Origin of the sequence: Methylophaga sp. (assembly GCF_965655755.1) — a bacterium.
GTDB lineage: Bacteria > Pseudomonadota > Gammaproteobacteria > Nitrosococcales > Methylophagaceae > Methylophaga.
This window is the reverse complement of the sequence record NZ_CBFHHW010000002.1, coordinates 111,279-134,134: the sequence shown is the minus strand read 5'-3', so window position 1 is coordinate 134,134 and position 22,856 is coordinate 111,279. Positions and strand designations below refer to the sequence as shown.

Sequence of the window (22,856 nt, the reverse complement as noted above, 5' to 3'; positions counted from 1 at the left end):
ATTGGCAGCAAAGCATAGTAAAAACGTTAATGAGTGGGTTAAACAGTTAAGTGATGACGACATGCCGGTTTTTTCCGGCACAGTATCCAGTGTTACCGATGCCGTTAACAGTGAAAGAACCTCCGCTTCAGATGTCGCTCGAATCGTACTTAAAGATGCCTCTTTGACCACACGTTTATTGAAGGTATCCAATAGCTTTCATTTCAACCCAACTAAACAACAAATCAATACCGTTTCACGTGCCGTCATGGTGATTGGTTTTGATCAGGTAAGAGCACTGACATTATCAATGGTCCTGGTTGATAATCTCGGTAAAGGGCAAAACCGACAAAAATTAGTCGAAGAGATGGGTATGGCATTTCACGCTGCGACTCAGGCTCAGGAATTAGCGGTAAAAGTGAAGGCTAAAAACCCCGAAGATATTTTTGTCGCGACCTTATTGTCACGGTTAGGACAAATGGCATTCTGGGCGTTTGCTGATGAATCTGCAGATGCATTACAAGCTGCGCTTGATTCAGGGGTCACCGAAACGGATGCTGAATCAGAAATACTTGGCTTTCCATTGATATCGTTGACAAGAGGACTCAGTAAATCCTGGTCATTGGGAGAATTATTAGACGATTATGTGAATGGGCGAAGTACAGATACGCGAACAACGTTCATTAATTATGGTAATGCTTTAGCGGGTGCCGCTGCGCAAGGCTGGGATAGTGATGAAACGGAAACAGTCATCAGGGAGATGGCTGAGACCTTAAACATAAAAACAGCTGACCTCAAAGACATGGCATTTGCTAATGCGCGTAAAGCGAAAGAAGTCACAAAACTTTATGGTAGCTACGAAGCAAGCCGTGAAATTCCGCAGCCTTATCTGCCGCTTATTGACGATGATGACATTGAGCATGATGAGTCTGAATTAGTTGCGGGCGATAGAGCGGCTGAACCAGAGCAGGAATCAACAGAACCAGCGCCAATTTTTCCTGAAGCTGATAATGATTATCTGATGTCAGTTATGGAGGAGATCGCCACCACTGTTCAAGATAAGGCTAGTTTGGGTATCGTTCTGGAGATGGTTCTTGAAGGTGTTTATCGTGGTGTGGGAACAGACAGAGCGATGTTCGCAATACTTAACCCCGAACGAACGCATTTGTCATGTAAGTATGTTTTGGGTGACGCCGAGGACACGCTTACCACAGCTTTAAAAATTGATATTCGCAAGCAAGAGAATGTCTTTCATCAGATTATCAGCACAAAAAAAGCCCGGTTAATATCAGGCGACCCAAAAAATTTGGGCGGTACTCTGTCACGTGACACTCTCAGTTTATTGGGTACGCCTCCCTATATAGTTATGCCGGCGATTGTCCGTAATAAAGTCATCGGTGTATTTATGGCTGATCGCAATGCCAGTGGACGGGATATTAGCCAACAGGATTTCCTGGCATTCCAGCAGTTCTGTCAGCAAGCCAATATGGGTTTAACTTTTTTGGCCATGCAAGGGTAGTTTTATCGCTGTGTTGTAGCTATAATAGCCGACTTCTTCGGGCAACTGAGTTGTCTGATAACCGATTATGCGAGAGTGGCGGAATTGGTAGACGCGCTGGATTTAGGTTCCAGTAGGGTAACCTGTGAGAGTTCGAGTCTCTCCTCTCGTACCAATTATCATAGGCTGATGGTTAAGACCATTCGCCAAACCCCATGTTTGAGGTAAAGAATGCAAGTTACTGTAGAAAATGTGAGCGAACTGGGTCGTCGAATGACGGTGACAGTTGAAGATGCCAATATCGAGCAAGCAGTACAGGAACGCCTTAAGTCGATCAGGCCGAGCGTAAAAATGGCTGGTTTTCGTCCTGGTAAAGTACCTATGAAAATGGTGGCCCAAAGCCATGGCCCAGCAGCTCGCCGAGAAGTTATCGATACTGTCGTTCAAGACAGCATGCGTGAAGCTTTCACACAAGAAGGTGTTAATCCTGCCGGTCCGCCACATATCGACAGCATGGATGAAGACGGCGAAAAATTCGTTTATACGCTGAATTATGAAGTCTTCCCAGAAGTTGATGCAGTCAAATTAGATGGTATCACTTTGGAAAAGACAGTTGCCGAGGTTCAGGATGAAGATGTCGACAAGATGCTTGAGACGTTACGTGAACAGCGTTTGACATGGGATCCGTTAAAACGCGGTGCTAAAGAAGGTGACGGCGTTACTATCGATTTTATTGGTAAAGTTGATGGTGAAGAGTTCCAGGGCGGTAAAGGTCAAGACGTTCTAATCGAAATTGGTAACGGCAGTATGTTGCCCGAGTTCGAAGAGCAATTGATTGGTAAAAAAGCGGATCAGGAAACTGAGATCACCATTACCTTCCCCGATGATTATCGCGCTGAACACTTACAAGGAAAAACAGCTACATTCGATGTCACTGTCAAACAGGTTGCCAAGAAAAAACTTCCTAAATTAGATAAAGAGTTTGCAGCATTGTGCGGTGTCGAAGAAGGTATCGCAGCACTTAAAAAAGAAGTTCGCGCCAATATGGAACGTGAACTGGCTACAGCACTGAAAACACTTAATAAGCGCCGCGCAATGGATACCATTTCAGAGAAAAATGAATTGGCTCTTCCGGAAGCACCTGTTCAGCGTGAAGCCGAATATCTGATGGAACAAGCTAAAAACAATTTGCGCGGACAAGGCGTGAATGTAGATGGTATTCCATTCGATGTTGAGAATTTCAAAGGTAATGCAGAGAACCGTGTGAAGCTGAGCCTGTTGATTGGTAAGATTATTTCAGATAATGATATCAAGCCTGACGAAGACAGAGTCAAGCAAGCCATTGATAACATTGCAGCTAGCTACGAAGATTCACAAGAAGTTGTGAACTACTACATGAATAATCAAGAAAAGCTCTCTGAAATCCAAATGACCGTTGTTGAAGATATGGTTGTTGAATGGATCTTTGACCATGTTAAAGTAGATGAGAGTACATCTTCATTCTCAGAGGTCGTTAACGCAGCATCTGCTTAATAGCGTTTCTCTGTGACGGAATGTAGCCCGTGCTCATGGATAATGGGTACGGGCTAATTTTTTATTAGGACCTTGAAAATAGGACGGATATGACAAACAAATTCTCTGCTGAAGAGTCCACCGGTATTCAAAATGCGCTGGTACCAATCGTCGTTGAACAAACATCACGCGGTGAGCGGTCTTATGATATTTATTCACGCTTATTAAAAGAGCGCGTGATCTTTATGGTCGGACCAGTAGAAGATCATATGGCTAACCTGATTGTGGCACAGATGTTGTTCCTCGAGTCGGAGAACCCAGATAAAGACATTCATCTGTATATCAACTCTCCCGGCGGTGCTGTCACAGCTGGTATGGCGATTTATGACACCATGCAGTTTATCAAACCCAATGTCAGTACATTGTGTATTGGCCAAGCTGCGAGCATGGGTGCTGTTTTGTTGGCCGGTGGTGCAGACGGTAAACGTCATTGTCTACCGAACTCGCGCATTATGGTTCACCAACCATTAGGCGGCTTTCAGGGTCAAGCATCAGATTTTGACATTCATGCCAAAGAAATCCTCAGTATACGCGATCGTCTGAATGGAATTTTGGCGCATCATACTGGTCAAGATATTGAAGCTATAAGACGTGACACTGACCGTGATAACTTCATGAATGGTGATCAAGCGGTAGAATATGGTTTAATTGATTCAGTACTGACAAGTCGTCCTGAAGAAACGGCATAAGTTGCCGATATGTTAATTAGTAGATGTGTAAGGTAGTGAGGCTATGAGCGACGATAATAATAATGATGACAAATTACTTTACTGCTCTTTTTGCGGTAAAAGTCAGCATGAAGTCAAAAAACTGATTGCTGGTCCATCAGTATTTGTCTGTGATGAATGCGTCGATCTCTGTAACGATATTATTCGTGAAGAAATGCAGGAATTGTCAGCCGACGAAGCAGACAGCAAACTGCCCACGCCCCGTGAGATTAACGAGGCGTTAGATAACTATGTTATTGGTCAGGATAAAGCTAAACGCTACCTCTCTGTAGCGGTTTATAACCATTACAAACGTTTGCGTAGTGGTCATAAAGATGATGGTGTTGAACTGTCTAAAAGTAATATCTTGCTGATTGGGCCTACCGGCAGCGGTAAAACGTTACTGGCAGAAACCTTGGCGAGACAACTTAATGTGCCATTTACCATGGCCGATGCCACCACTTTAACCGAAGCCGGTTATGTCGGTGAAGATGTCGAAAACATCATTCAGAAGCTGTTACAAAAATGCGATTATGATGTAGATAAAGCCGAAACCGGTATTGTTTACATAGATGAAATCGACAAGATCTCACGCAAGTCTGATAATCCTTCGATAACCCGCGATGTCAGTGGTGAAGGTGTGCAGCAAGCCCTGTTAAAATTGATCGAAGGGACAATTGCATCGGTGCCACCACAAGGTGGCCGAAAACACCCACAACAGGAGTTTCTGCAGGTCGACACCAGCAAGATTCTGTTCATCTGTGGTGGTGCTTTTGCCGGATTGGATAAAGTTATCCGTAATCGTACCCACAAAGGTGGTATTGGTTTCTCAGCAGAAGTGAAGAGCTTGGATGCACAACGCCCATTAAGTGAATCTTTGCGGACTGTAGAGCCGGAAGATTTAATTCAATATGGATTAATCCCTGAGTTTGTCGGTCGTTTACCGGTTGTTGCTACATTAGACGAATTAGATGAAGCGGCCCTGATTCAAATTCTGACAGAACCTAAGAATGCCCTAACGAAACAATATCACCGCCTGTTCGATATGGAAGGCGCTGATTTAGAGTTCAGAGATGATGCACTTAGTGCGATTGCTCGTAAGGCAATGGAGCGTAAAACCGGTGCCCGTGGTCTTCGTTCTATCATCGAGAATGTTTTACTTGACACCATGTTTGATCTGCCATCTTTGGATAACGTCTCTAAAGTTGTTATTGATGAAAGCGTGATAGGCGGCGAAAATGCACCTATCCTGATTTACGAAGATCAAAATACTGACCTAGCGTCGGGTGATAATTAAGCCACTTTAACAACCAGCATCGTCCAACGGACGGATCAAGCACTTAATTATTGAATTAGGTGCTTGATTTCCTGCTGTCTGTCCCCATATTCAGAACATGTCTTAATCCGGGTGTCTCAGGGCACGTGAAAGAGGTTTGCCTTAATGGAAAATGAAATAGAAACAACCAATGATAACGCTCTAACGGTCGTTCCCGTACTGCCTTTGCGTGATGTTGTTGTCTACCCTTATATGGTGATTCCACTGTTTGTGGGACGCGAGAAGTCGATTAAAGCGCTGGAAACAGCGACTGATGACAATAAACAGATACTTTTATTAGCTCAAAAAGATTCGGCAGAAGATGCCCCTGCCACTGAGGGGCTCTATGAGACCGGGACCATGGCTAACATCTTGCAACTGCTGAAACTACCTGACGGCACTGTTAAGGTGTTGGTGGAAGGTACCCAGCGCGCCAAAGTAGCGTACTTCAAAGAAAATGAAGACTTCATTGAAGCAGAAGTGGCTTCTTATATTGACGAAGTGGCTGATGATCGTGAATCCGATGTCTTAATGCGGACTTTACTCGGGCAGTTTGAACAATACGTCAAACTGAATAAAAAAATCCCACCTGAAGTCATTGCTTCTTTATCCAGCATTGAAGAAGTGTCTCGAATGGCTGATACCGTTGCGGCGCACATGACACTGAAGCTGGAAGAAAAACAAATGTTGCTTGAAATGAATGATGTTAAAGAGCGTGTAGAGCGTTTGATGGCATTTCTTGAAGGCGAAATCGACATCCAGCAAATTGAAAAGCGGATTCGTAACCGCGTCAAAAAGCAGATGGAAAAAAGTCAGCGTGAATATTATTTGAACGAACAGCTCAAAGCGGTTCAAAAAGAACTCGGTGAAATGGATGATGCTGCCAACGAAGCGGATGAATTAGCGGCCAAGATTGAAGAAGCCAATATGTCCGAAGAGGCGCGTGAAAAAGCAGATTCTGAGTTGAAGAAGCTTAAAATGATGTCGCCGATGTCGGCTGAAGCCAGCGTTGTTCGCAACTATATCGAATCCTTGATTGACGTACCCTGGAAAAAGCGCTCTCGCGTCATGCTTGACCTTGATCGTGCTCAGAAAGTACTGGATGAAGACCATTACGGTCTGGAAAAAGTCAAAGAGCGTATTGTGGAGTATCTTGCCGTACAAAAACGGGTTAAGAAACTCAAAGGTCCAATTTTGTGCCTGGTCGGACCACCGGGTGTAGGTAAAACCTCAATTGCCCAGTCTATTGCGCGTTCGACTAATCGTAAGTTTACTCGTATGGCACTTGGTGGCGTTCGTGACGAAGCTGAAATACGTGGTCATCGACGGACCTACATAGGGTCGATGCCAGGTAAAGTGATGCAAAACATCACCAAAACAGAAGTCAAAAATCCACTATTCCTGTTCGATGAGATTGATAAAATGGCTCAGGATTTCCGGGGCGATCCTGCTTCAGCATTACTGGAAGTACTCGATCCAGAACAAAACTCGACTTTTGCCGATCACTATCTTGAAGTCGAATACGATTTGTCCGATGTCATGTTTGTCTGTACGGCTAATACACTGAATATTCCGGATGCACTTCGTGACCGTATGGAAATTATTCGTCTTGCTGGTTACACCGAAGATGAAAAGCTCAATATCGCCATGAAGTATCTGTTGCCAAAAGCGATAAAAGAAAACGGACTTAAAGCAAAAGAAGTCGATATTACTGAAGATGCGGTAATGGAGATCATTCGACGCTACACCCGTGAAGCGGGTGTTCGTAGCCTGCAGCGTGAGATTTCAAAAGTCTGTCGCAAATTGGTTAAGAAAATTTTACAAGAAAAAAGCAAAGACAAAGTGGTTGTTACAGCCGAATCTATTGAAGAATATTTAGGTGTTTTTCACTATCAATATGGCGTTGCCGAAGAGAATGATAGAATCGGTCAGGTAACCGGTCTGGCCTGGACAGAAGTTGGTGGTGAACTATTAACTATCGAGTCTGCAGTCATGCCTGGTAAGGGTAAATCAGCCTATACCGGTAAGCTGGGTGATGTAATGCAAGAATCTATTCAGGCAGCTACCACTGTCGTACGTGCCCGTTCGACAGAATGGGGTATCAGTGAAGACTTTTTGCAGAATCATGACTTGCACGTTCACGTTCCGGAAGGCGCCACACCCAAAGACGGTCCAAGCGCAGGTGTCGGCATGTGTACCGCACTGCTGTCTGCAATAACCGGGATTCCAGTCCGAGCGAACGTAGCCATGACAGGCGAAATAACCCTTCGTGGTGAGGTGTTGGCAATTGGTGGTTTGAAAGAAAAGCTTCTTGCAGCACACCGTGGTGGTATTGATACTGTTTTAATTCCTCACGATAACATCAAGGATTTGAAAGAAATTCCTGATAATGTGAAGCAAGGTCTCGAAATTAAGCCAGTGCGCTGGATCAATGAAGTTTTAGAAGTGGCTCTACAGCATATGCCTGAGGGTGCTGAGTCCAGTGATGAAGCTGGCAAAGTCATTGCGAGTGAAAAAGCAAAGTATCATGAGGTAAACTCTCAAAATCGACATTGATTAATTCCAGGAGTAGGGGATGACACTGATACAGCAACAACGCTTAATAGGCGCCATTCTTTTGGTGTGCCTTATTGGTGTTATCGCCTGGTTCCTACTTGATACTGTCGAACAGAGTCAGCCGGAAAAAATGGTAGAAGAGCCGATTAGCTTTGATTCCGTTATTGAACCTATACCTGACGATATTGAAATTGTGGAGCCAGCTGATGAGACGTTAGTTGACCCACAGTCATTGGGCAAGCCCAACACTGAAACAGAACTTGAGTTGAACAAATCAGAATCCAATCTTGAGCTACCAACTCAACCTGAACCAAAGCCTGAATCCCCCCCCGTTCAGTCACCTCAGATTGAGTCTGAATCAAAGCCAGCAACACAACCTGAGACTACACCACAACCGGCGGCCGATACCTCACAAGAGCGCTGGGTATTGCAACTGGGTAGTTTTTCAGAGAAACAGAATGCAGATGCCTTAGCAGGGCGGGTTAAGGCTCTTGGTCATGATCCGATGATTGAAACCACTTCCAATGCTGGGACAGTTATCTATCGGGTCAGATTACAACCCGTGACGGATCGCAATCAGCTCGAGAAGACTGCGCAAACGCTGAATAAGAAGCTCGGACTTTCGACGCAAATTCAACATTATGTGCCTTAAAGAGTGTGTCATTGTTGCGTTTGAAATATAACTGTAAAAATTCTGGGTTGTTGCCAGCCAATCTGATAAAATCCGCGCTTTATCGCATGCTTTTGCGGAGATTATATGGTTTGGGTTGACTATCTGATTGTCGGGATTATATTTATCTCGGCAGCAATCAGTATTGTCCGTGGCTTTATGAAAGAGGTGCTTTCACTGGCTAGCTGGATCCTCGCATTCTGGGTCGCCATTATGTTCCACTCTCATTTATCAACCCTGCTCGCTAATTATATCTCAACACCTTCGATCAGACTTTTTCTGGCATTTTTCATTCTATTTGCTGTCACATTAGTCTTGGGTGCAATGGTTAACCATCTGATTTGCCAAGTAGTTGAAAAAACCGGCTTGACCGGAACTGACCGCTCTCTCGGGGTTATTTTCGGACTACTTCGTGGCGTTGCAATTGTGACAATATTGATATTGGGAGCAGGGGCGACACTGATGCCCGCCGACAGTTGGTGGCAGAATGCGCTGCTGATAGAACATTTCGAAAAACTCGCTGTTTGGGTACGTGATCTGTTGCCAACAGATATCGCCCAACACATCAATTACAACTAAATCCTACAGGGCAGAATATGTGCGGAATTATTGGTATTGTGGGTCATTCCGAGGTTAATCAGGCCTTATATGACGGATTGACTGTGTTGCAACATCGTGGACAGGATGCCGCGGGAATAATGACCTGTGACAGTGAAGGTAAACTTTTCCTTCGAAAGGATAAAGGACTTGTCAAAGATGTGTTTCACACACGTCACATGATTCGCCTGAAAGGGAAAATGGGGATAGGTCACGTTCGCTACCCTACCGCTGGTTGCACAACTTCTGCAGAATCTCAGCCTTTTTATGTGAACTCGCCATTTGGTATTTCTCTGGCACACAACGGCAACCTGACGAACACCAAGGTATTGAAAGAAGAGCTGTTCCGCACCGATCAGCGGCATTTAAATACCGACTCAGACTCCGAAGTCCTGCTTAATGTCCTGGCACATGAGCTCCACAGTGGTAGCAAACTTAAACTAGACCCAGAAGATATTTTTAATGCTGTTAGTCAGGTTCATCGCCGCTGCAATGGAGCGTATGCCGCTGTTGCAATGATTTCCGGTGTGGGAGTTCTGGCTTTCCGCGATCCCTACGGTATTCGTCCAGCAGTTATTGGTAAACGTGAAACGACCAAAGGTACCGAGTATGTCGTCGCTTCAGAAAGTGTGGCAGTCGACATCCTTGATTTTGAACTTGTTCGTGATATCGAGCCCGGTGAATGTATCTTTATTGACACCGAAGGGAACTTGCATTCTCAGCAATGTGCAGAAAAACCGATAAAATCACCTTGTATTTTTGAGTATGTTTACTTTGCAAGACCTGATTCCATGATGGATGGTATCTCGGTTCACAAAAGCCGTATGCGTATGGGAACCAAGCTGGCAAATAAAATCAAACGTGAATTTCCCGAGCACGATATTGATGTGGTCATTCCGATTCCGGATACCAGTCGTAGCGCCGCGCTGCAATTGTCCTATGATTTGGGTGTGGTCTATCGTGAAGGCTTTATTAAAAATCGATATATTGGCCGTACATTCATTATGCCTGGGCAGACCATGCGTAAAAAATCGGTCCGTCAAAAATTGAATGCCATTGATTTGGAATTCGATGGCAAAAATGTATTGCTGGTTGATGATTCAATCGTTCGCGGAACAACTTCGCAGCAAATCGTCCAGATGGCTCGTGACGCCGGAGCAAAAAAAGTCTATCTTGCATCAGCAGCACCGCCTGTCCGCTTTCCTAATGTCTATGGCATTGATATGCCCTCAGCACATGAGTTTGTAGCGCATGATCGAAATATCGAGCAGATAGGGAAAGAGTTAGGCGTCGACTGGTTGGTCTATCAGGACTTGCCTGATCTGGTTGCTGCGATTAACAAGAAAAGTGATATCGAAATTTTCGATACATCATGCTTTGATGGCAATTATATTACAGGTGACGTGGACGAAAACTACCTGTATTACATTGATGCATTGAGAAATGATGCTTCAAAACAATCCGCAGAGGACAGTAATGCCGTCATCGAGTTACATAATAACGCCTGATAATATGCCAGTAACGTTATTGTTAAGCTAGATAGCTTTTGCTGTTTATTTAGAATTCTTATATAATTCCGGCGATTATGCTTCAGCAATTACCTAAAGAAATTGATCCTTTCCGTTTCGCTAATAACGGACGAAAACTGGAAGGAGAGCTTGCACTGGCAAATATGCCGCGGTTGGCCGATTCACTGAACGACAAAACCGGCTTGGTAACGGTCTCGATGCAGTTCGATGTGGACCCGACGGGTACACCCAATATGCAAGGTCACTTTGAAACAACATTGTTGTTGACCTGTGAGCGTTGTATGCAGCAGCTTGAGCACCCAGTTGAGATTGATACATGGTTGGGATTGGTCAAGCACGCAAAGCTGGCTGAATCTCTGGCGGAACAGTATGAACCGTGGGTGGTTGAAGACAATCAGCTGGTTGATCCGGCTACGGTTGTTGAAGATGAATTAATTCTGGCATTACCCTTGGTGCCAAAGCATGACTACGACTGTTTGCCTGCAGAGGCATGGTTCTCAGGGGATGAAGAGGTTGAGGAAACACCGGAAGTAAAACCGGAGTCTCCGTTCGCAGTATTGTCTGCATTGAAATCAAAGAAATGATTTTAGATTTTTATTAGGGTTAGGAGTTTTAACTAATGGCTGTTCAAAAAAACAAAAAGAGTGCTTCACGTCGCGGTATGCGTCGCTCACACGATGCACTGAATGGTTCAACTTTGTCGGTTGATTCAACGTCAGGTGAATTGCACCGTCGTCATCACGTATCTGCAGACGGTTACTACCGTGGACGTAAAGTCGTTTCTGATACGAGTGAATAAGGCCTAACCACAATTGAGCCTTACGATATCAATTGATGCTATGGGCGGGGATCACGGACCTCAGGTTGTGATCCCCGCTGCCATATCAGCATTAAAAAAACATCCAAATGTGGATTTCATTCTCGTTGGCGATCAGGACACAATCAAGCATCACTTAGCGCAAAACAAAGTGATGGATGATCCCCGTTTGCATATTCATCACACTTCCCAAAAAGTGGAGATGGATGAGTCACCTTCGCAGGCATTGCGTGGAAAAAAAGACTCATCAATGCGCGTTGCAATTAACCTCGTGAAAGAGGGGAAAGCATCCGCGTGTGTGAGTGCAGGTAATACGGGAGCCTTGATGGCGACAGCACGGTTTGTGCTGAAAACGTTACCGGGCATTGAACGTCCGGCAATTGTTTCAACTTTGCCAACGATGACCGGTCATACTTATATGCTGGATCTAGGGGCGAACGTTGATTCGAGTGCGGCCCACTTAGTGCAGTTCGCCGTTATGGGGTCTGTTCTGGCTGAGCTGGTTGATGGTAAACCGAATCCAACTGTTGGTTTGCTCAATATCGGTTCTGAAGAGATTAAAGGTAATGAGCGTGTCAAAGAGGCGTCTCGTTTACTGGAACAAACTGACTTGAATTACACCGGTTATGTTGAAGGCGACGGTCTCTATCATGGGGAAGTGGATGTTTTAGTCTGTGATGGTTTTGTCGGAAATGTTGCGCTTAAAACCAGTGAAGGGGTGGTGCATATGATTCGTCACTTCCTGCGTCAATCATTTTCCCGTAATTGGTTAACTAAGCTCGCTGGCTTAATTGCGTCACCCGTACTTAAAAACTTTCGTAATGAGTTAGATCCTCGTGCCTATAACGGCGCTAATCTGATTGGATTACAAGGTATCGTTATTAAAAGTCATGGTGGTGCTGATGCCTTCGCTTTTGCTAATGCGATCAATATTGCCATTATCGAAGCAGAACAAGACGTACCTAAAAATATCAGTAAACATTTAGAGGTACTTCTGGAAGGTCAAGTATTGTGATCTATTCCCGAATTGCTGGTACCGGTAGTTATTTACCTGAAAAAGTCCTGACAAACCATGACTTAGAATCCATGGTAGAGACTACCGATCAGTGGATTACCGATCGTACTGGTATCAAAGAACGCCATATCGTAGCGGATGACGAAAGTACCACTGATCTTGCCTACCAAGCAGGCATTAAAGCGATTGAAGCGGCAGGCATTCAAAACAGTGATATTGATCTCATCATTGTAGCTACGACAACACCTACCCGTATTTTCCCCAGCACCGCCTCCTTGTTGCAGGAGAAACTCGGAATAAGTGGTTGCCCTGCATTCGACATACAGGCTGTCTGTACAGGATTTGTGTATGCGTTAACGGTTGCTGATAAATTTATCAAAGCAGGTGGGATAAAAAACGTATTGATCATTGGCGCTGAGACCTTCTCACGCATTATTGATTGGACTGATCGTAATACCTGTGTTTTGTTTGGTGATGGCGCCGGTGCTGTGGTGTTACAGGCTTCAGAAAAGCCGGGCATCTTGTCCACACATATTCATTCAGATGGCAGTTTTAATACTTTATTGCATGTCCCTACAGGTCCTGGTTCGCCTGTGACAGAGGATGCCGCCTATGTCGATATGCAAGGTAATGATGTATTTAAAGTTGCTGTTAAAACGCTAAGCAGCATCGTTGATGAAACGCTAGAAGCTAATCAGATGCAAAAATCAGACATTGACTGGTTGATTCCGCACCAGGCGAACATCCGCATTATCGCAGCCACGGCGCGGAAGTTGAATATGTCCATGGATCACGTCGTGGTCACGGTTGGCGAACACGGCAATACCTCCGCAGCATCTATTCCATTGGCATTGGATGTGGCTGTTCGCGATGGCCGTATCAAACGCGGCGAAACGCTTTTACTTGAAGCCTTTGGTGGTGGATTCACCTGGGGCTCTGCTCTTATCCAATACTGATTGTTCAGAGGTTATTCGATGAAATCAGCTTTCGTTTTCCCCGGCCAGGGTTCTCAATCAGTTGGCATGCTTGCCGACTTGGCCGCCGAATACGCGATTGTGACAGATACATTCGCACAAGCATCCGATGCATTAGGTTATGACTTATGGAATCTGGTGTCAGAAGGACCCACTGATCGCTTAAACCAGACAGATAAAACCCAACCGGCTATGTTGACGGCTGGTATTGCTGTCTGGCGTGTTTGGCAAACTGTTTCAAATATTAAGCCTGACTTTTTTGCCGGTCACAGTCTGGGTGAGTACTCGGCTCTGGTAGCTGCAGATGCGTTAGATTTCATTGATGCCGTTAAGTTAGTAGAAAAACGGGGGCAGTTTATGCAACAGGCTGTTCCTGCAGGTGAAGGCGCTATGGCGGCTATTCTAGGTCTTGATGATGATGTTGTAACAGGTCTTTGTGCTGAAGCAGCCTCTAACGGTGTTGTTGAAGCGGTTAACTTTAATTCACCCGGGCAAGTAGTCATCGCTGGTGCTGCAAATGCGGTAAATGCGGCCATTGAAATGGCCAACGAAAAGGGTGCCAAGCGCGCTTTATTACTGCCTGTTAGTGTGCCGTCGCATTGCGCCTTAATGAAACCTGCGGCAGAAAAGCTGACAGAAGCATTGAATACGATTGCTATACGTGTACCGCATACACCGGTTATTCATAATGCCAGCGTCACAGCGGCAACCGATGCCGGCCAGATCAAACAATTATTAGCCGAACAACTATTCAGCCCAGTGCGTTGGGTAGAAACTGTTCAATGGTTCGCAAGCAATGATGTAAATGCCATTGTTGAATGCGGCCCAGGCAAAGTATTGGCGGGACTCAGTAAACGAATTGATAAAAGTCTTTCTGCCATGCCGTTGTTTGATTTAGCAACCATGCAGAAAACTCAACAAGCTCTAGGAGAAGGATCATGAGTCTGGAAGGAAAAGTTGCACTGGTTACAGGTGCTACACGCGGAATCGGTCGTGCTATTGCATTAAGCCTTGGAGAGCAGGGCGCAACTGTTATCGGTACGGCCACATCAGAAAATGGCGCCAATACCATCTCAGAATTTCTTAAAGAAGCGGGCATTGCAGGTAAAGGCATCGTATTGAATGTCACTGAGAATGATGCCATCGAAGAATCAGTCTCTGCTATTGAAGCAGAATTCGGGGCACCGGATATTCTCGTTAATAATGCAGGCATCACTCGTGACAACCTGTTGATGCGAATGAAAGATGAAGAGTGGGACGACATTATCAATACCAACCTTACTCCGATCTTTAAACTCAGCAAACGATGCCTGCGCGCAATGACGAAAGCACGATGGGGTCGTATTATCACGATTACATCTGTTGTTGGTGCGATGGGTAATGCGGGGCAAACTAACTACGCTGCGGCAAAAGCAGGTGTGATTGGTTTCAGTAAATCATTGGCGCGAGAAGTCGGAGCTCGTGGCATTACTGTCAATACAGTTGCCCCCGGTTTTATTGATACTGATATGACCAGTGGCTTACCTGAAGCTCACAAAACAGCGTTGTTGGAGCAAGTACCCTTGAAACGACTGGGTTCACCTGAAGAAATTGCCGCGGCAGTCAGTTTTCTGGCAAGCCTCAATGCTGGTTACGTGACGGGTGAAACCCTGCATGTGAACGGCGGCATGTATATGAACTAATAAGCGCTAACAGCTTATTAGATATGAAATTTATTACAGAGGCTGCGTATCCGAAAGGGTTTTAGCTTGTCTCTGTCGTGCAGGCACTATAAAATGCCTTCACATTGTTTGATGTATTAACCACCAAAGGAAACATTAGTTATGAGTGATATCGAAGCTCGCGTAAGAGAGATTGTTGTTGAACAATTGGGCGTCAATGCGGATGAAGTGACTGCCGATGCTTCATTTATCGATGATTTGGGTGCAGACTCACTGGACACAGTAGAGTTGGTTATGGCACTTGAAGAAGCGTTCGAATGTGAAATCCCAGATGAAGAAGCTGAGAAAATCACTACAGTAAAAGAAGCAGTTTCTTATATTAACTCTAACCAGTCTTAATATAGCTACGAGCTTGATGATAGCCGTCTAGTGTGTCACGCATGCTAGGCGGCTATGTTGTGTATATACCTTGCAGGTTTAAGGGGAAATCCTGATGTCTAGAAGACGCGTTGTCATCACCGGCCTCGGTGCCGTAACGCCAGTTGGTTTATCGGTTAAAGAAAGCTGGGAAAATATTGTTGCGGGCAACAGTGGTGTTGCGCCATTAACTGTGTTCGATACAACCGATTTCAGTGTCAAGTTTGGCGCCAGCGTAAAAAACTTCGATGTCACATCTGTTATCTCTAAAAAAGATGCCAAAAAGATGGATACCTTTATCCATTACGGCGTCGCAGCTGCAAAAGAAGCCATCGAAGATTCTGGCTTGCAAGTAACCGAAGAAAATGCAGAACGTATTGGTGTTGCTATTGGTTCAGGTATTGGTGGCTTGCCAGGCATTGAAGCAGGTTATGACAATTACCTGAGCGGTGGCCCACGCAAAATTTCCCCGTTCTTCGTCCCCAGCAATATTATCAATATGATTTCTGGCAACCTGTCGATCATGTATGGCATGAAAGGGCCTAATACAGCAATCGTTACAGCCTGCTCAACAGGTACGCACTGTATTTCAGCCGCTGGTCGCATGATTCAGTACGGTGAAGCGGATGTTATGGTTGCCGGTGGCGCTGAAATGGCAACGTCTAAAACCGGCCTGGGTGGTTTTGCTGCTGCACGTGCATTATCTACCCGTAATGACGACCCTGTTTCAGCCAGTCGGCCTTGGGATAAAGACCGTGATGGTTTTGTTCTCGGTGATGGCGCCGGTGTCATAGTATTGGAAGAGTACGAACATGCTGTTAAGCGTGGCGCGACAATTTATGCTGAACTTATCGGCTCCGGTATGAGCAGTGATGCGTACCATATGACCATGCCTTCAAAAGGCGGTGAAGGCGCTGCACGTTGTATGAAAAATGCGATGAAAGATGCTGAACTCAACGCGGACGAAATTGATTACATCAATGCACACGGGACATCGACACCTGCCGGTGATGTAGCAGAAACAATGGCGATTAAAGATGCTATGGGTAATGCCGCCAAAGATGTGGCTGTCAGTTCTACCAAATCCATGATTGGTCACTTATTAGGTGCTGCCGGTGGTGTAGAAGCTGTTTTCAGTATTCTTGCCATTCGGGATCAAGTCGCACCGCCAACCATTAATCTGGACAATCCGGATGAAGCATGTGATCTGGACTATGTTCCCCATACGGCACGACAGATGCCAATTAATGTTGCCATGTCGAACTCGTTTGGCTTTGGTGGCACCAATGGCACAGTCATTTTCAAAAAATTAAGCTAAGCACCGGAGACCGCCGGTGATTCTGATTAACGGACAACCGGAAAACAGAATCCCTGTTTCAGACCGTGGTCTGCAATATGGCGATGGACTGTTTGAAACCCTTGCCTTTCGTCGGGGTGAGCTTGAGTTTTTAGAATCACACCTGAGCCGGTTAAAGCTTGGGTGTGATCGTCTCAACTTCCATTTCACTAGACCCGACAGCCTTAAAGCTGAACTGGCCACGTTGTGCGCACAAACGGCAGAAGACAGTGTCATAAAAGTGATACTCACCCGTGGTTCTGGTGGTAGAGGCTATAAAGCGCCGACAGAAAACGAACCTATCCGTATCATCTCTTCTCACATCATGCCTGACTACCCACAAACCAATGTGCAGGGCGTTACTGTCCGTATGTGTGATGCTCGCTTAGGTTTAAATCCGTCTCTGGCAGGTATTAAACATCTTAATCGCCTTGAACAAGTGCTGGCACGGAGTGAATGGGATGACCCGGCCATCAGTGAAGGTTTAATGTTTGATATCAATGACAATCTCATTGAAGGCACAATGAGTAACCTGTTTATTGTCAAAAACGGACAACTGTTAACGCCGCCAATCAACCAGGCGGGTATCGCCGGCATCATGCGTGCTGAAGTGTTGAAGCTTGCTGAAAAAAACGACATCGCAACACAGATAAAACCGCTGTCCAAAAAAGACTTACTTGAAGCAGATGAAGTCTTTCTCACTAATAGCATTATTACTATCTGGCCAGTGACAGCGTTAACTGGAACAGATTCGATATGGCCCCATGGTCCCATTACCCGCCAATTACAGACTGTCCTTGAAAGTGCTGCACGTTAATATGAAAAAAACTTTATTGTTGAAAGCTATCCTGCCTGCCTTTATTGTTGCCATCGCTTGTAGCTATGGCCTATTGCAATACCAGAAATTCATGCAAAGCCCAATGAATACAAAACAGGCAACAACCTACACAGTAACACCGGGCAGTAACCTCAAAAACATCAGCAACGATATTTATAACCAAGGGTTGAGTACCTTACCACCGTGGTACCTGCAAGCCTATGGTCGATTGACAAATCAGGCACACAAAATTAAAGCTGGTGAATATCACATTGAGCCAGGTGTCACCATGCCGGAGTTCTTATCGATATTGGTATCAGGCAAAGTGGTGATGAATGCTTTCACCATTGTTGAAGGTATAACAGCTCAAACCCTAATTGATGCCGTCGTAGCTCACCCTAAAATAAAGTCAACACTTGAAAATAGATCGATAGCATCGGTCATGGCTGCTTTAGGCGAAGCAGACAAAAACGGGGAAGGGTGGTTTTTACCTGAAACCTATCATTTTCCAACGGATATCACAGACATTGCTTTTTTGAGTCGTGCATATAATCAAATGCAGATGGCTTTGGATGAAGCCTGGGACAATCGAGATGACGACCTGCCATTCGAAACCCCCTATGAGGCGCTGATTATGGCTTCTATCATTGAAAAAGAAACAGCGGTAGCGGATGAAAGACCACAGATTGCTGGTGTCTTTGTTCGCCGTTTAGAGAAAGGCATGCGATTACAAACCGATCCCACGGTTATCTATGGTCTTGGTGACGAGTTCGATGGTAACCTGCGTAGGAAAGATTTACGTGCCGATACACCATTTAACACCTATACACGAGCGGGATTACCACCGACGCCTATCTGCCTGCCCAGTATCGAGTCCATCGAAGCTGCATTGCATCCGGCAGAGGGAAATACAATCTATTTTGTAGCAACCGGTGAAGATGGACGTCATGTTTTTTCAACCAACCTGAGAGATCATAATAATGCCGTCAGGCGTTATCAATTGAAACGATAATGAACGGAAAATTCATCAGCATAGAAGGCATCGAAGGCGCAGGAAAATCCACCCAGATGCGCTTTATCCAGTCATTCCTTGAGCAGCAGGGTAAAACCATTGTAGTCACACGTGAACCGGGTGGAACCGCGCTCGGAGAACAGATTCGTGAATTACTGTTAAGCCCCAGGGATGAAGGTATGAGCCACGATGCCGAATTGTTGCTAATGTTTGCTGCAAGAGCGGAACATCTTGAGCAGGTTATCAAACCGGCGTTAGCGCGTGGTGACTGGGTATTGTCTGATCGCTTTGTTGATGCCACTTTCGCTTATCAGGGTGCTGGTCGCGGAATGAATCTCGATCGGATTACATCGATTTCAGACTGGACTTTACAGGGCATTCGTACCGATCTTACTCTGTTATTTGATCTGCCAGTTGATGTTGGTCAAACACGCGTGATGAAGCGTAATCAGGAAAAAGATCGCTTCGAACAGGAAAAAACGGCTTTTTTTGAGAAGATTCGGCAGTGCTATCTCAATCGCGCTGAAAACGAACCGAAGCGCATTAAAGTCATTGATGCCAGCAAGAGTATCGATGCTATCGCAGAACAGGTCACAGCCGCATTGACGGAGCTTTTGTAATACATGCCTGAACTGATTTACCCATGGCATCAACAAGCCTGGCAGCAGGTCATTCAGATGCATCAAGCCCAACGTATTCCACACGCGATTCTGTTGAGTGGTATTAAAGGATTGGGAAAACACGTTTTTGCTGACAATTTTGTTGCCAGTCTGTTGTGTCTGAGCCAAAACGACGAGTTCGAGGCCTGTGGTCATTGCCATAGTTGTCAGTTACTGGCTGCCGGAACCCACTCGGATCATACTGTGGTGACACCTGAGGATGAAGGTAAGCAAATCAAGGTCGATCAGATTCGACAATTAAAGGCTAGCCAAACCTTGATGCCGAAGGTATCCCCCAGTAAAACGGTGATCATCACCCATGCGGATCAAATGAACCTCAGTGCCTATAACAGTCTGTTGAAATTGCTGGAAGAACCGCAGCCCAATTCGGTATTGATCCTGATTTCTGAAAATAGTCAGCAATTACCCATTACTATTAAAAGTCGCTGTCAGACTATCGCCATTCCGGTACCGGATCAGGCTCAATCACTGGTGTGGTTGAGCCAACAGAAATCTGAGCATGATGAAAAAGCGTGGCAGGCCTTATTAAAGATAGCGCACGGCGCACCGTTACAGGCATTACATATTCAACATGAGGGACTGGTTCAAAGTCAGACCATCATGAAAGATATTGCTGTATTAATGAAGGGTGAGGCCAACCCTGTGCAAATGGCTGCAAGTTGGCAACAATTTGATTTAAAATCGGTGATGTATCAACTTCAATCTTTAATGCAGGCAAAAATTGAATCGCTGTTATTAGCCGAGCAAGGTGTTTCAGAAGCACTTATCCAACAATACTGGGCTATTTCAGATTGCATCGTTGCAACAATAAAGTTAATATCATCTCAAAATAACGTGAACAAGATATTGTTAATAGAGGATTTTATGGTCACGGTAAAGCAACACGTAGATCAAATTAACCATCTTCAGGAACCAAACAGGTAAGTTTCTATGGCTATGAATCCACGCAAGGGCATTTTGTCTTTGAAAATTACCGACCAAAATATGCTCTACCATTCATACATGCCTTTCCTGCAAAATGGTGGCTTGTTTATTCCCACTAACAAAATGTATCAGATTGGCGAAGAAGTGTTTATTCTTCTCACGCTAATGGATGAGGGGGAAAAGCTACCCGTAGCTGGGAACATCGTTTGGATAACGCCAAGAGGCGCTCAAGGCAATCAGGCAGCTGGGATTGGTGTCCATTTTAGTGATATTGATGGTGGCGCTTCGGTCGTCCGCGGTAAAATCGAAAATTATCTGGTCGATAAGCTAAAGTCTGATAAAGCCACATACACCATGTAACGCACTGGCGTTACACAATTTTCAATCAAACAAACACATTTATGTATATCGACTCCCATTGTCATTTAAACATGCTGGCCGATGAACCGGGCGGCATCGATGCTATGGTCGCTGAAGCTTCCGATAGTGGCATCGAACACATTCTCTGCATCGCCATTGATAAGCAAAGCTGCGCGGAGGTTAAAACCATTGCTGACACTTATCCTCATATAACGGCCAGTGCTGGAATTCACCCCAATGTTGAAGCGGATGAACAGTTTACCGTCGAAGAACTCGTCGCAGAGGCTACCCATCCGAAAGTCATTGCCATTGGTGAGACGGGGCTTGATTATTTTCGTAGTGAGGGAGATCTGGAATGGCAACGTGATCGTTTCAGAGTCCATATCGAAGCGGCAAAACAAACTGGTAAACCGCTCATCATTCATACTCGCGAAGCCCGTGAAGATACAATGACCATTCTGGAAAATGAAAAGGCAGAAGAGGCCGGTGGCATTATTCACTGTTTCACGGAAAACTGGGAAACTGCTCAGCGCGCCTTAGATATCGGTTTCTACATCTCTTTATCCGGCATTGTCACCTTCAAAAATGCGAAAGAACTGCAGGAAGTCGCCAGAAAATTACCCTTGGATCGCATCCTAATTGAAACGGATGCCCCGTATCTGGCACCTGTTCCACATCGTGGCAAAACTAATAAACCGGTCAATGTGAAACATGTGGCAGCGTTTTTAGCGGAATTGCGTGGTGATACTGTCGAGAACATTGCCGCTGCCACAACCGCTAATTTCCAGCGTCTATTTCCTTCGACAGTACAATAAAATGCCCCGAAACACAGCGTTACTGAAACACGGCCTTTTAGTGCTGTTGTTGATTGTTGTTTCAGCCTGCAGTGATAATGAGTCTATACGGCTGGAAGCGTTATCCGATGATGCAGTTATTCTGGCATTTGGTGACAGCCTCACTTATGGTACAGGCGCGAACCATCAAACCGAAAGTTATCCTGCAGTATTGACTCAGTTATCCGGTAAACAGGTTATTAATGCCGGTATTCCCGGTGAAGTGAGTCAGGAAGGTGTGGCCCGCCTTGATGCCTTATTGGCAAAGTACCAGCCCGATCTGGTATTACTTTGTCACGGTGGTAATGATTTGATTCGTAAACACGATGTCGATAGCTTAAAACACAATCTTAGCATTATGATTAAAAAAATTCGGGAGAGCGGAGCAGAGGTAGTGATGCTGTCTGTACCCAAGCCTGGTGTTTTCCTCAAACCGGCGCAACTGTATCAACAAGTCGCTATTGCCAACGGTGTGCTGCTGGAAAATGACATTATTTCCGACATTGAATCAAATAATGCGTTGAAGTCAGATGCCATTCATCCGAACGCGGCTGGCTATCAATTATTGGCAGAAGCTGTGCAAACTTTGCTACTCAGACATGGCGCCTTAAATTAATCAGCAACTACGTCAAAATCCCCATTGTCATTAGCCTCTATAGCTGAATCTACCTCGACACGATCACGTCCATTACCTTTCGCTTCGTATAGCGCCTTATCCGCGTGTTGTACCATTGTGTGTAATGATAAATCTGTTCGGGGGACAGTGATATATACTCCGAAACTGGCGGTAAGAGAGAGTATGTGATCATCGAAATTTATCTTGGTTTTTTTGATCTTCTGCCGAACACGTTCAAATAAATCAACAGCTTGCGCTTCGTGATTGATTTCAGTAATCAACATAAATTCTTCACCACCGTAGCGACAGATGATGTCATAAGGTCTAAGTGTCTGTTTAAGTGTGTTGGCGAAAGACTTTAAGACTTTATCCCCCGCCTGATGGCCATAGACATCGTTAATTTTTTTAAAATGGTCGATATCCACCATAGCCACAGCGATGTTCTGATCTTTTCGAATACAGCGTTCAAGTTCGACCTGAAAACTAGCCGCGCCAGAACGACGGTTGAGCACACCGGTTAACTCATCATAATAGGCGAGTTTTTCCAGTACCTCATTGGTTTGTCGTAACTTCTCCTGAATGCCAATGATCCGGTTGGCAACAGCATATTTGGCATTAAGCAGGCGGCCATCAATCGGTTTAGTAATATAGTCATCGGCCCCATAAGAGAGCGCTTCTATAATCTGTTCCGTCGAATTGTATGAAGAAATAATGATCACATAAGGTTGATATTCTTCAACGGTTTCTCTCACTAATGTCGCGACCTCGACCCCACTAAGCCCCGGCATTTCCCAGTCCATGAAAATAATATCAGGCGGATCCTCAGATTGAATTATCGTTAGCGCACCTTGACCTGATGATGCATGAATAATGTCACAATCGTGTTTATTGAGCAGGCCTTCAAGGGTCATGCGGATGGTGGGATCATCATCAACGATTAAGACTCTCATAACATATGCAATCCGTTATTT

The 22,856-nt window shown here is 45.1% G+C and carries 24 protein-coding genes and 1 tRNA gene; 24 read left to right on the top strand and 1 reads right to left on the bottom strand.

All coding sequences use genetic code 11. From position 1 onward, the window contains the following. The first annotated feature begins 1 nt into the window (after position 1). From ACTF5U_RS01520 to ACTF5U_RS01405, 24 genes are all read left to right on the top strand, one after another. The gene (locus tag ACTF5U_RS01520) at positions 2-1,498 is read left to right on the top strand and encodes an HDOD domain-containing protein (protein ID WP_438969865.1); all 1,497 of its coding nucleotides are present in this window, start codon (positions 2-4) and stop codon (positions 1,496-1,498) included. 69 nt (positions 1,499-1,567) lie between these two features. Beyond that, positions 1,568-1,652: transfer RNA gene (locus ACTF5U_RS01515), tRNA-Leu, on the top strand. A gap of 56 nt (positions 1,653-1,708) precedes the next feature. After that, a complete protein-coding gene (tig, locus tag ACTF5U_RS01510) occupies positions 1,709-3,010 on the top strand; it encodes a trigger factor (protein WP_438969864.1) in 1,302 nt (433 codons plus the stop codon). A gap of 89 nt (positions 3,011-3,099) precedes the next feature. After that, positions 3,100-3,738, top strand: coding sequence for an ATP-dependent Clp endopeptidase proteolytic subunit ClpP (clpP, locus tag ACTF5U_RS01505; RefSeq protein WP_438969863.1), 639 nt, complete (start codon positions 3,100-3,102; stop codon positions 3,736-3,738). 43 nt (positions 3,739-3,781) lie between these two features. Beyond that, positions 3,782-5,053: an ATP-dependent protease ATP-binding subunit ClpX gene (clpX, locus tag ACTF5U_RS01500; protein ID WP_438969862.1), complete on the top strand. Its 1,272-nt coding sequence runs from the start codon at positions 3,782-3,784 to the stop codon at positions 5,051-5,053. A 144-nt stretch (positions 5,054-5,197) separates the two neighbouring features. After that, a complete protein-coding gene (gene lon / locus ACTF5U_RS01495; protein ID WP_438969861.1) occupies positions 5,198-7,627 on the top strand; it encodes an endopeptidase La in 2,430 nt (809 codons plus the stop codon). Positions 7,628-7,646: 19 nt separating this feature from the next. Continuing rightward, positions 7,647-8,279 carry an SPOR domain-containing protein gene (locus ACTF5U_RS01490; RefSeq protein ID WP_438969860.1) on the top strand — a complete coding sequence of 211 codons (633 nt, stop codon included), beginning with the start codon at positions 7,647-7,649 and terminating at the stop codon, positions 8,277-8,279. A 105-nt stretch (positions 8,280-8,384) separates the two neighbouring features. Next, positions 8,385-8,876, top strand: coding sequence for a CvpA family protein (locus ACTF5U_RS01485; RefSeq protein ID WP_438969859.1), 492 nt, complete (start codon positions 8,385-8,387; stop codon positions 8,874-8,876). Positions 8,877-8,893: 17 nt separating this feature from the next. After that, the gene (gene purF / locus ACTF5U_RS01480; RefSeq protein WP_438969858.1) at positions 8,894-10,402 is read left to right on the top strand and encodes an amidophosphoribosyltransferase; all 1,509 of its coding nucleotides are present in this window, start codon (positions 8,894-8,896) and stop codon (positions 10,400-10,402) included. Positions 10,403-10,479: 77 nt separating this feature from the next. Beyond that, on the top strand, positions 10,480-11,007 hold the full coding sequence (locus ACTF5U_RS01475; RefSeq protein WP_438969857.1) for a YceD family protein: 528 nt from the start codon (positions 10,480-10,482) through the stop codon (positions 11,005-11,007). 35 nt (positions 11,008-11,042) lie between these two features. After that, positions 11,043-11,222 (top strand): 50S ribosomal protein L32, encoded by a 180-nt coding sequence (gene rpmF / locus ACTF5U_RS01470; RefSeq protein WP_438969856.1) that lies wholly within the window; start codon positions 11,043-11,045, stop codon positions 11,220-11,222. Positions 11,223-11,235: 13 nt separating this feature from the next. Continuing rightward, on the top strand, positions 11,236-12,255 hold the full coding sequence (gene plsX, locus ACTF5U_RS01465; RefSeq protein WP_438969855.1) for a phosphate acyltransferase PlsX: 1,020 nt from the start codon (positions 11,236-11,238) through the stop codon (positions 12,253-12,255). After that, positions 12,252-13,211 (top strand): beta-ketoacyl-ACP synthase III, encoded by a 960-nt coding sequence (locus ACTF5U_RS01460; protein ID WP_438969854.1) that lies wholly within the window; start codon positions 12,252-12,254, stop codon positions 13,209-13,211. The genes plsX and ACTF5U_RS01460 overlap by 4 nt, the downstream gene beginning before the upstream one ends. Before the next feature lie 18 nt (positions 13,212-13,229). Next, positions 13,230-14,171 (top strand): ACP S-malonyltransferase, encoded by a 942-nt coding sequence (gene fabD / locus ACTF5U_RS01455; protein WP_438969853.1) that lies wholly within the window; start codon positions 13,230-13,232, stop codon positions 14,169-14,171. Beyond that, on the top strand, positions 14,168-14,911 hold the full coding sequence (fabG, locus tag ACTF5U_RS01450; RefSeq protein ID WP_438969852.1) for a 3-oxoacyl-ACP reductase FabG: 744 nt from the start codon (positions 14,168-14,170) through the stop codon (positions 14,909-14,911). Before fabD ends, fabG begins: the two co-directional genes overlap by 4 nt. 141 nt (positions 14,912-15,052) lie before the next feature. Then, the gene (gene acpP, locus ACTF5U_RS01445) at positions 15,053-15,289 is read left to right on the top strand and encodes an acyl carrier protein (RefSeq protein WP_438969851.1); all 237 of its coding nucleotides are present in this window, start codon (positions 15,053-15,055) and stop codon (positions 15,287-15,289) included. A gap of 94 nt (positions 15,290-15,383) precedes the next feature. Then, positions 15,384-16,625 (top strand): beta-ketoacyl-ACP synthase II, encoded by a 1,242-nt coding sequence (gene fabF / locus ACTF5U_RS01440; protein ID WP_438969850.1) that lies wholly within the window; start codon positions 15,384-15,386, stop codon positions 16,623-16,625. 16 nt (positions 16,626-16,641) lie between these two features. Then, a complete protein-coding gene (gene pabC / locus ACTF5U_RS01435; RefSeq protein ID WP_438969849.1) occupies positions 16,642-17,460 on the top strand; it encodes an aminodeoxychorismate lyase in 819 nt (272 codons plus the stop codon). Between the two features lies 1 nt (position 17,461). Then, a complete protein-coding gene (mltG, locus tag ACTF5U_RS01430) occupies positions 17,462-18,472 on the top strand; it encodes an endolytic transglycosylase MltG (RefSeq protein WP_438969848.1) in 1,011 nt (336 codons plus the stop codon). Continuing rightward, on the top strand, positions 18,472-19,092 hold the full coding sequence (tmk, locus tag ACTF5U_RS01425; protein WP_438969847.1) for a dTMP kinase: 621 nt from the start codon (positions 18,472-18,474) through the stop codon (positions 19,090-19,092). Before mltG ends, tmk begins: the two co-directional genes overlap by 1 nt. Positions 19,093-19,095: 3 nt before the next feature. After that, the gene (gene holB, locus ACTF5U_RS01420; RefSeq protein ID WP_438969846.1) at positions 19,096-20,076 is read left to right on the top strand and encodes a DNA polymerase III subunit delta'; all 981 of its coding nucleotides are present in this window, start codon (positions 19,096-19,098) and stop codon (positions 20,074-20,076) included. Positions 20,077-20,082: 6 nt separating this feature from the next. Next, the gene (locus tag ACTF5U_RS01415) at positions 20,083-20,436 is read left to right on the top strand and encodes a PilZ domain-containing protein (RefSeq protein ID WP_438969845.1); all 354 of its coding nucleotides are present in this window, start codon (positions 20,083-20,085) and stop codon (positions 20,434-20,436) included. Between the two features lie 41 nt (positions 20,437-20,477). Next, positions 20,478-21,251 (top strand): TatD family hydrolase, encoded by a 774-nt coding sequence (locus ACTF5U_RS01410; protein ID WP_438969844.1) that lies wholly within the window; start codon positions 20,478-20,480, stop codon positions 21,249-21,251. Position 21,252: 1 nt separating this feature from the next. Next, the gene (locus ACTF5U_RS01405) at positions 21,253-21,885 is read left to right on the top strand and encodes an arylesterase (RefSeq protein WP_438969843.1); all 633 of its coding nucleotides are present in this window, start codon (positions 21,253-21,255) and stop codon (positions 21,883-21,885) included. On the opposite strand, the gene ACTF5U_RS01400 is transcribed toward ACTF5U_RS01405, so the two are convergent. Next, the gene (locus ACTF5U_RS01400) at positions 21,882-22,835 is read right to left on the bottom strand and encodes a GGDEF domain-containing response regulator (protein ID WP_438969842.1); all 954 of its coding nucleotides are present in this window, start codon (positions 22,833-22,835) and stop codon (positions 21,882-21,884) included. The two genes, ACTF5U_RS01405 and ACTF5U_RS01400, sit on opposite strands and share 4 nt — an antisense overlap. Between the last annotated feature and the right edge of the window lie 21 nt (positions 22,836-22,856).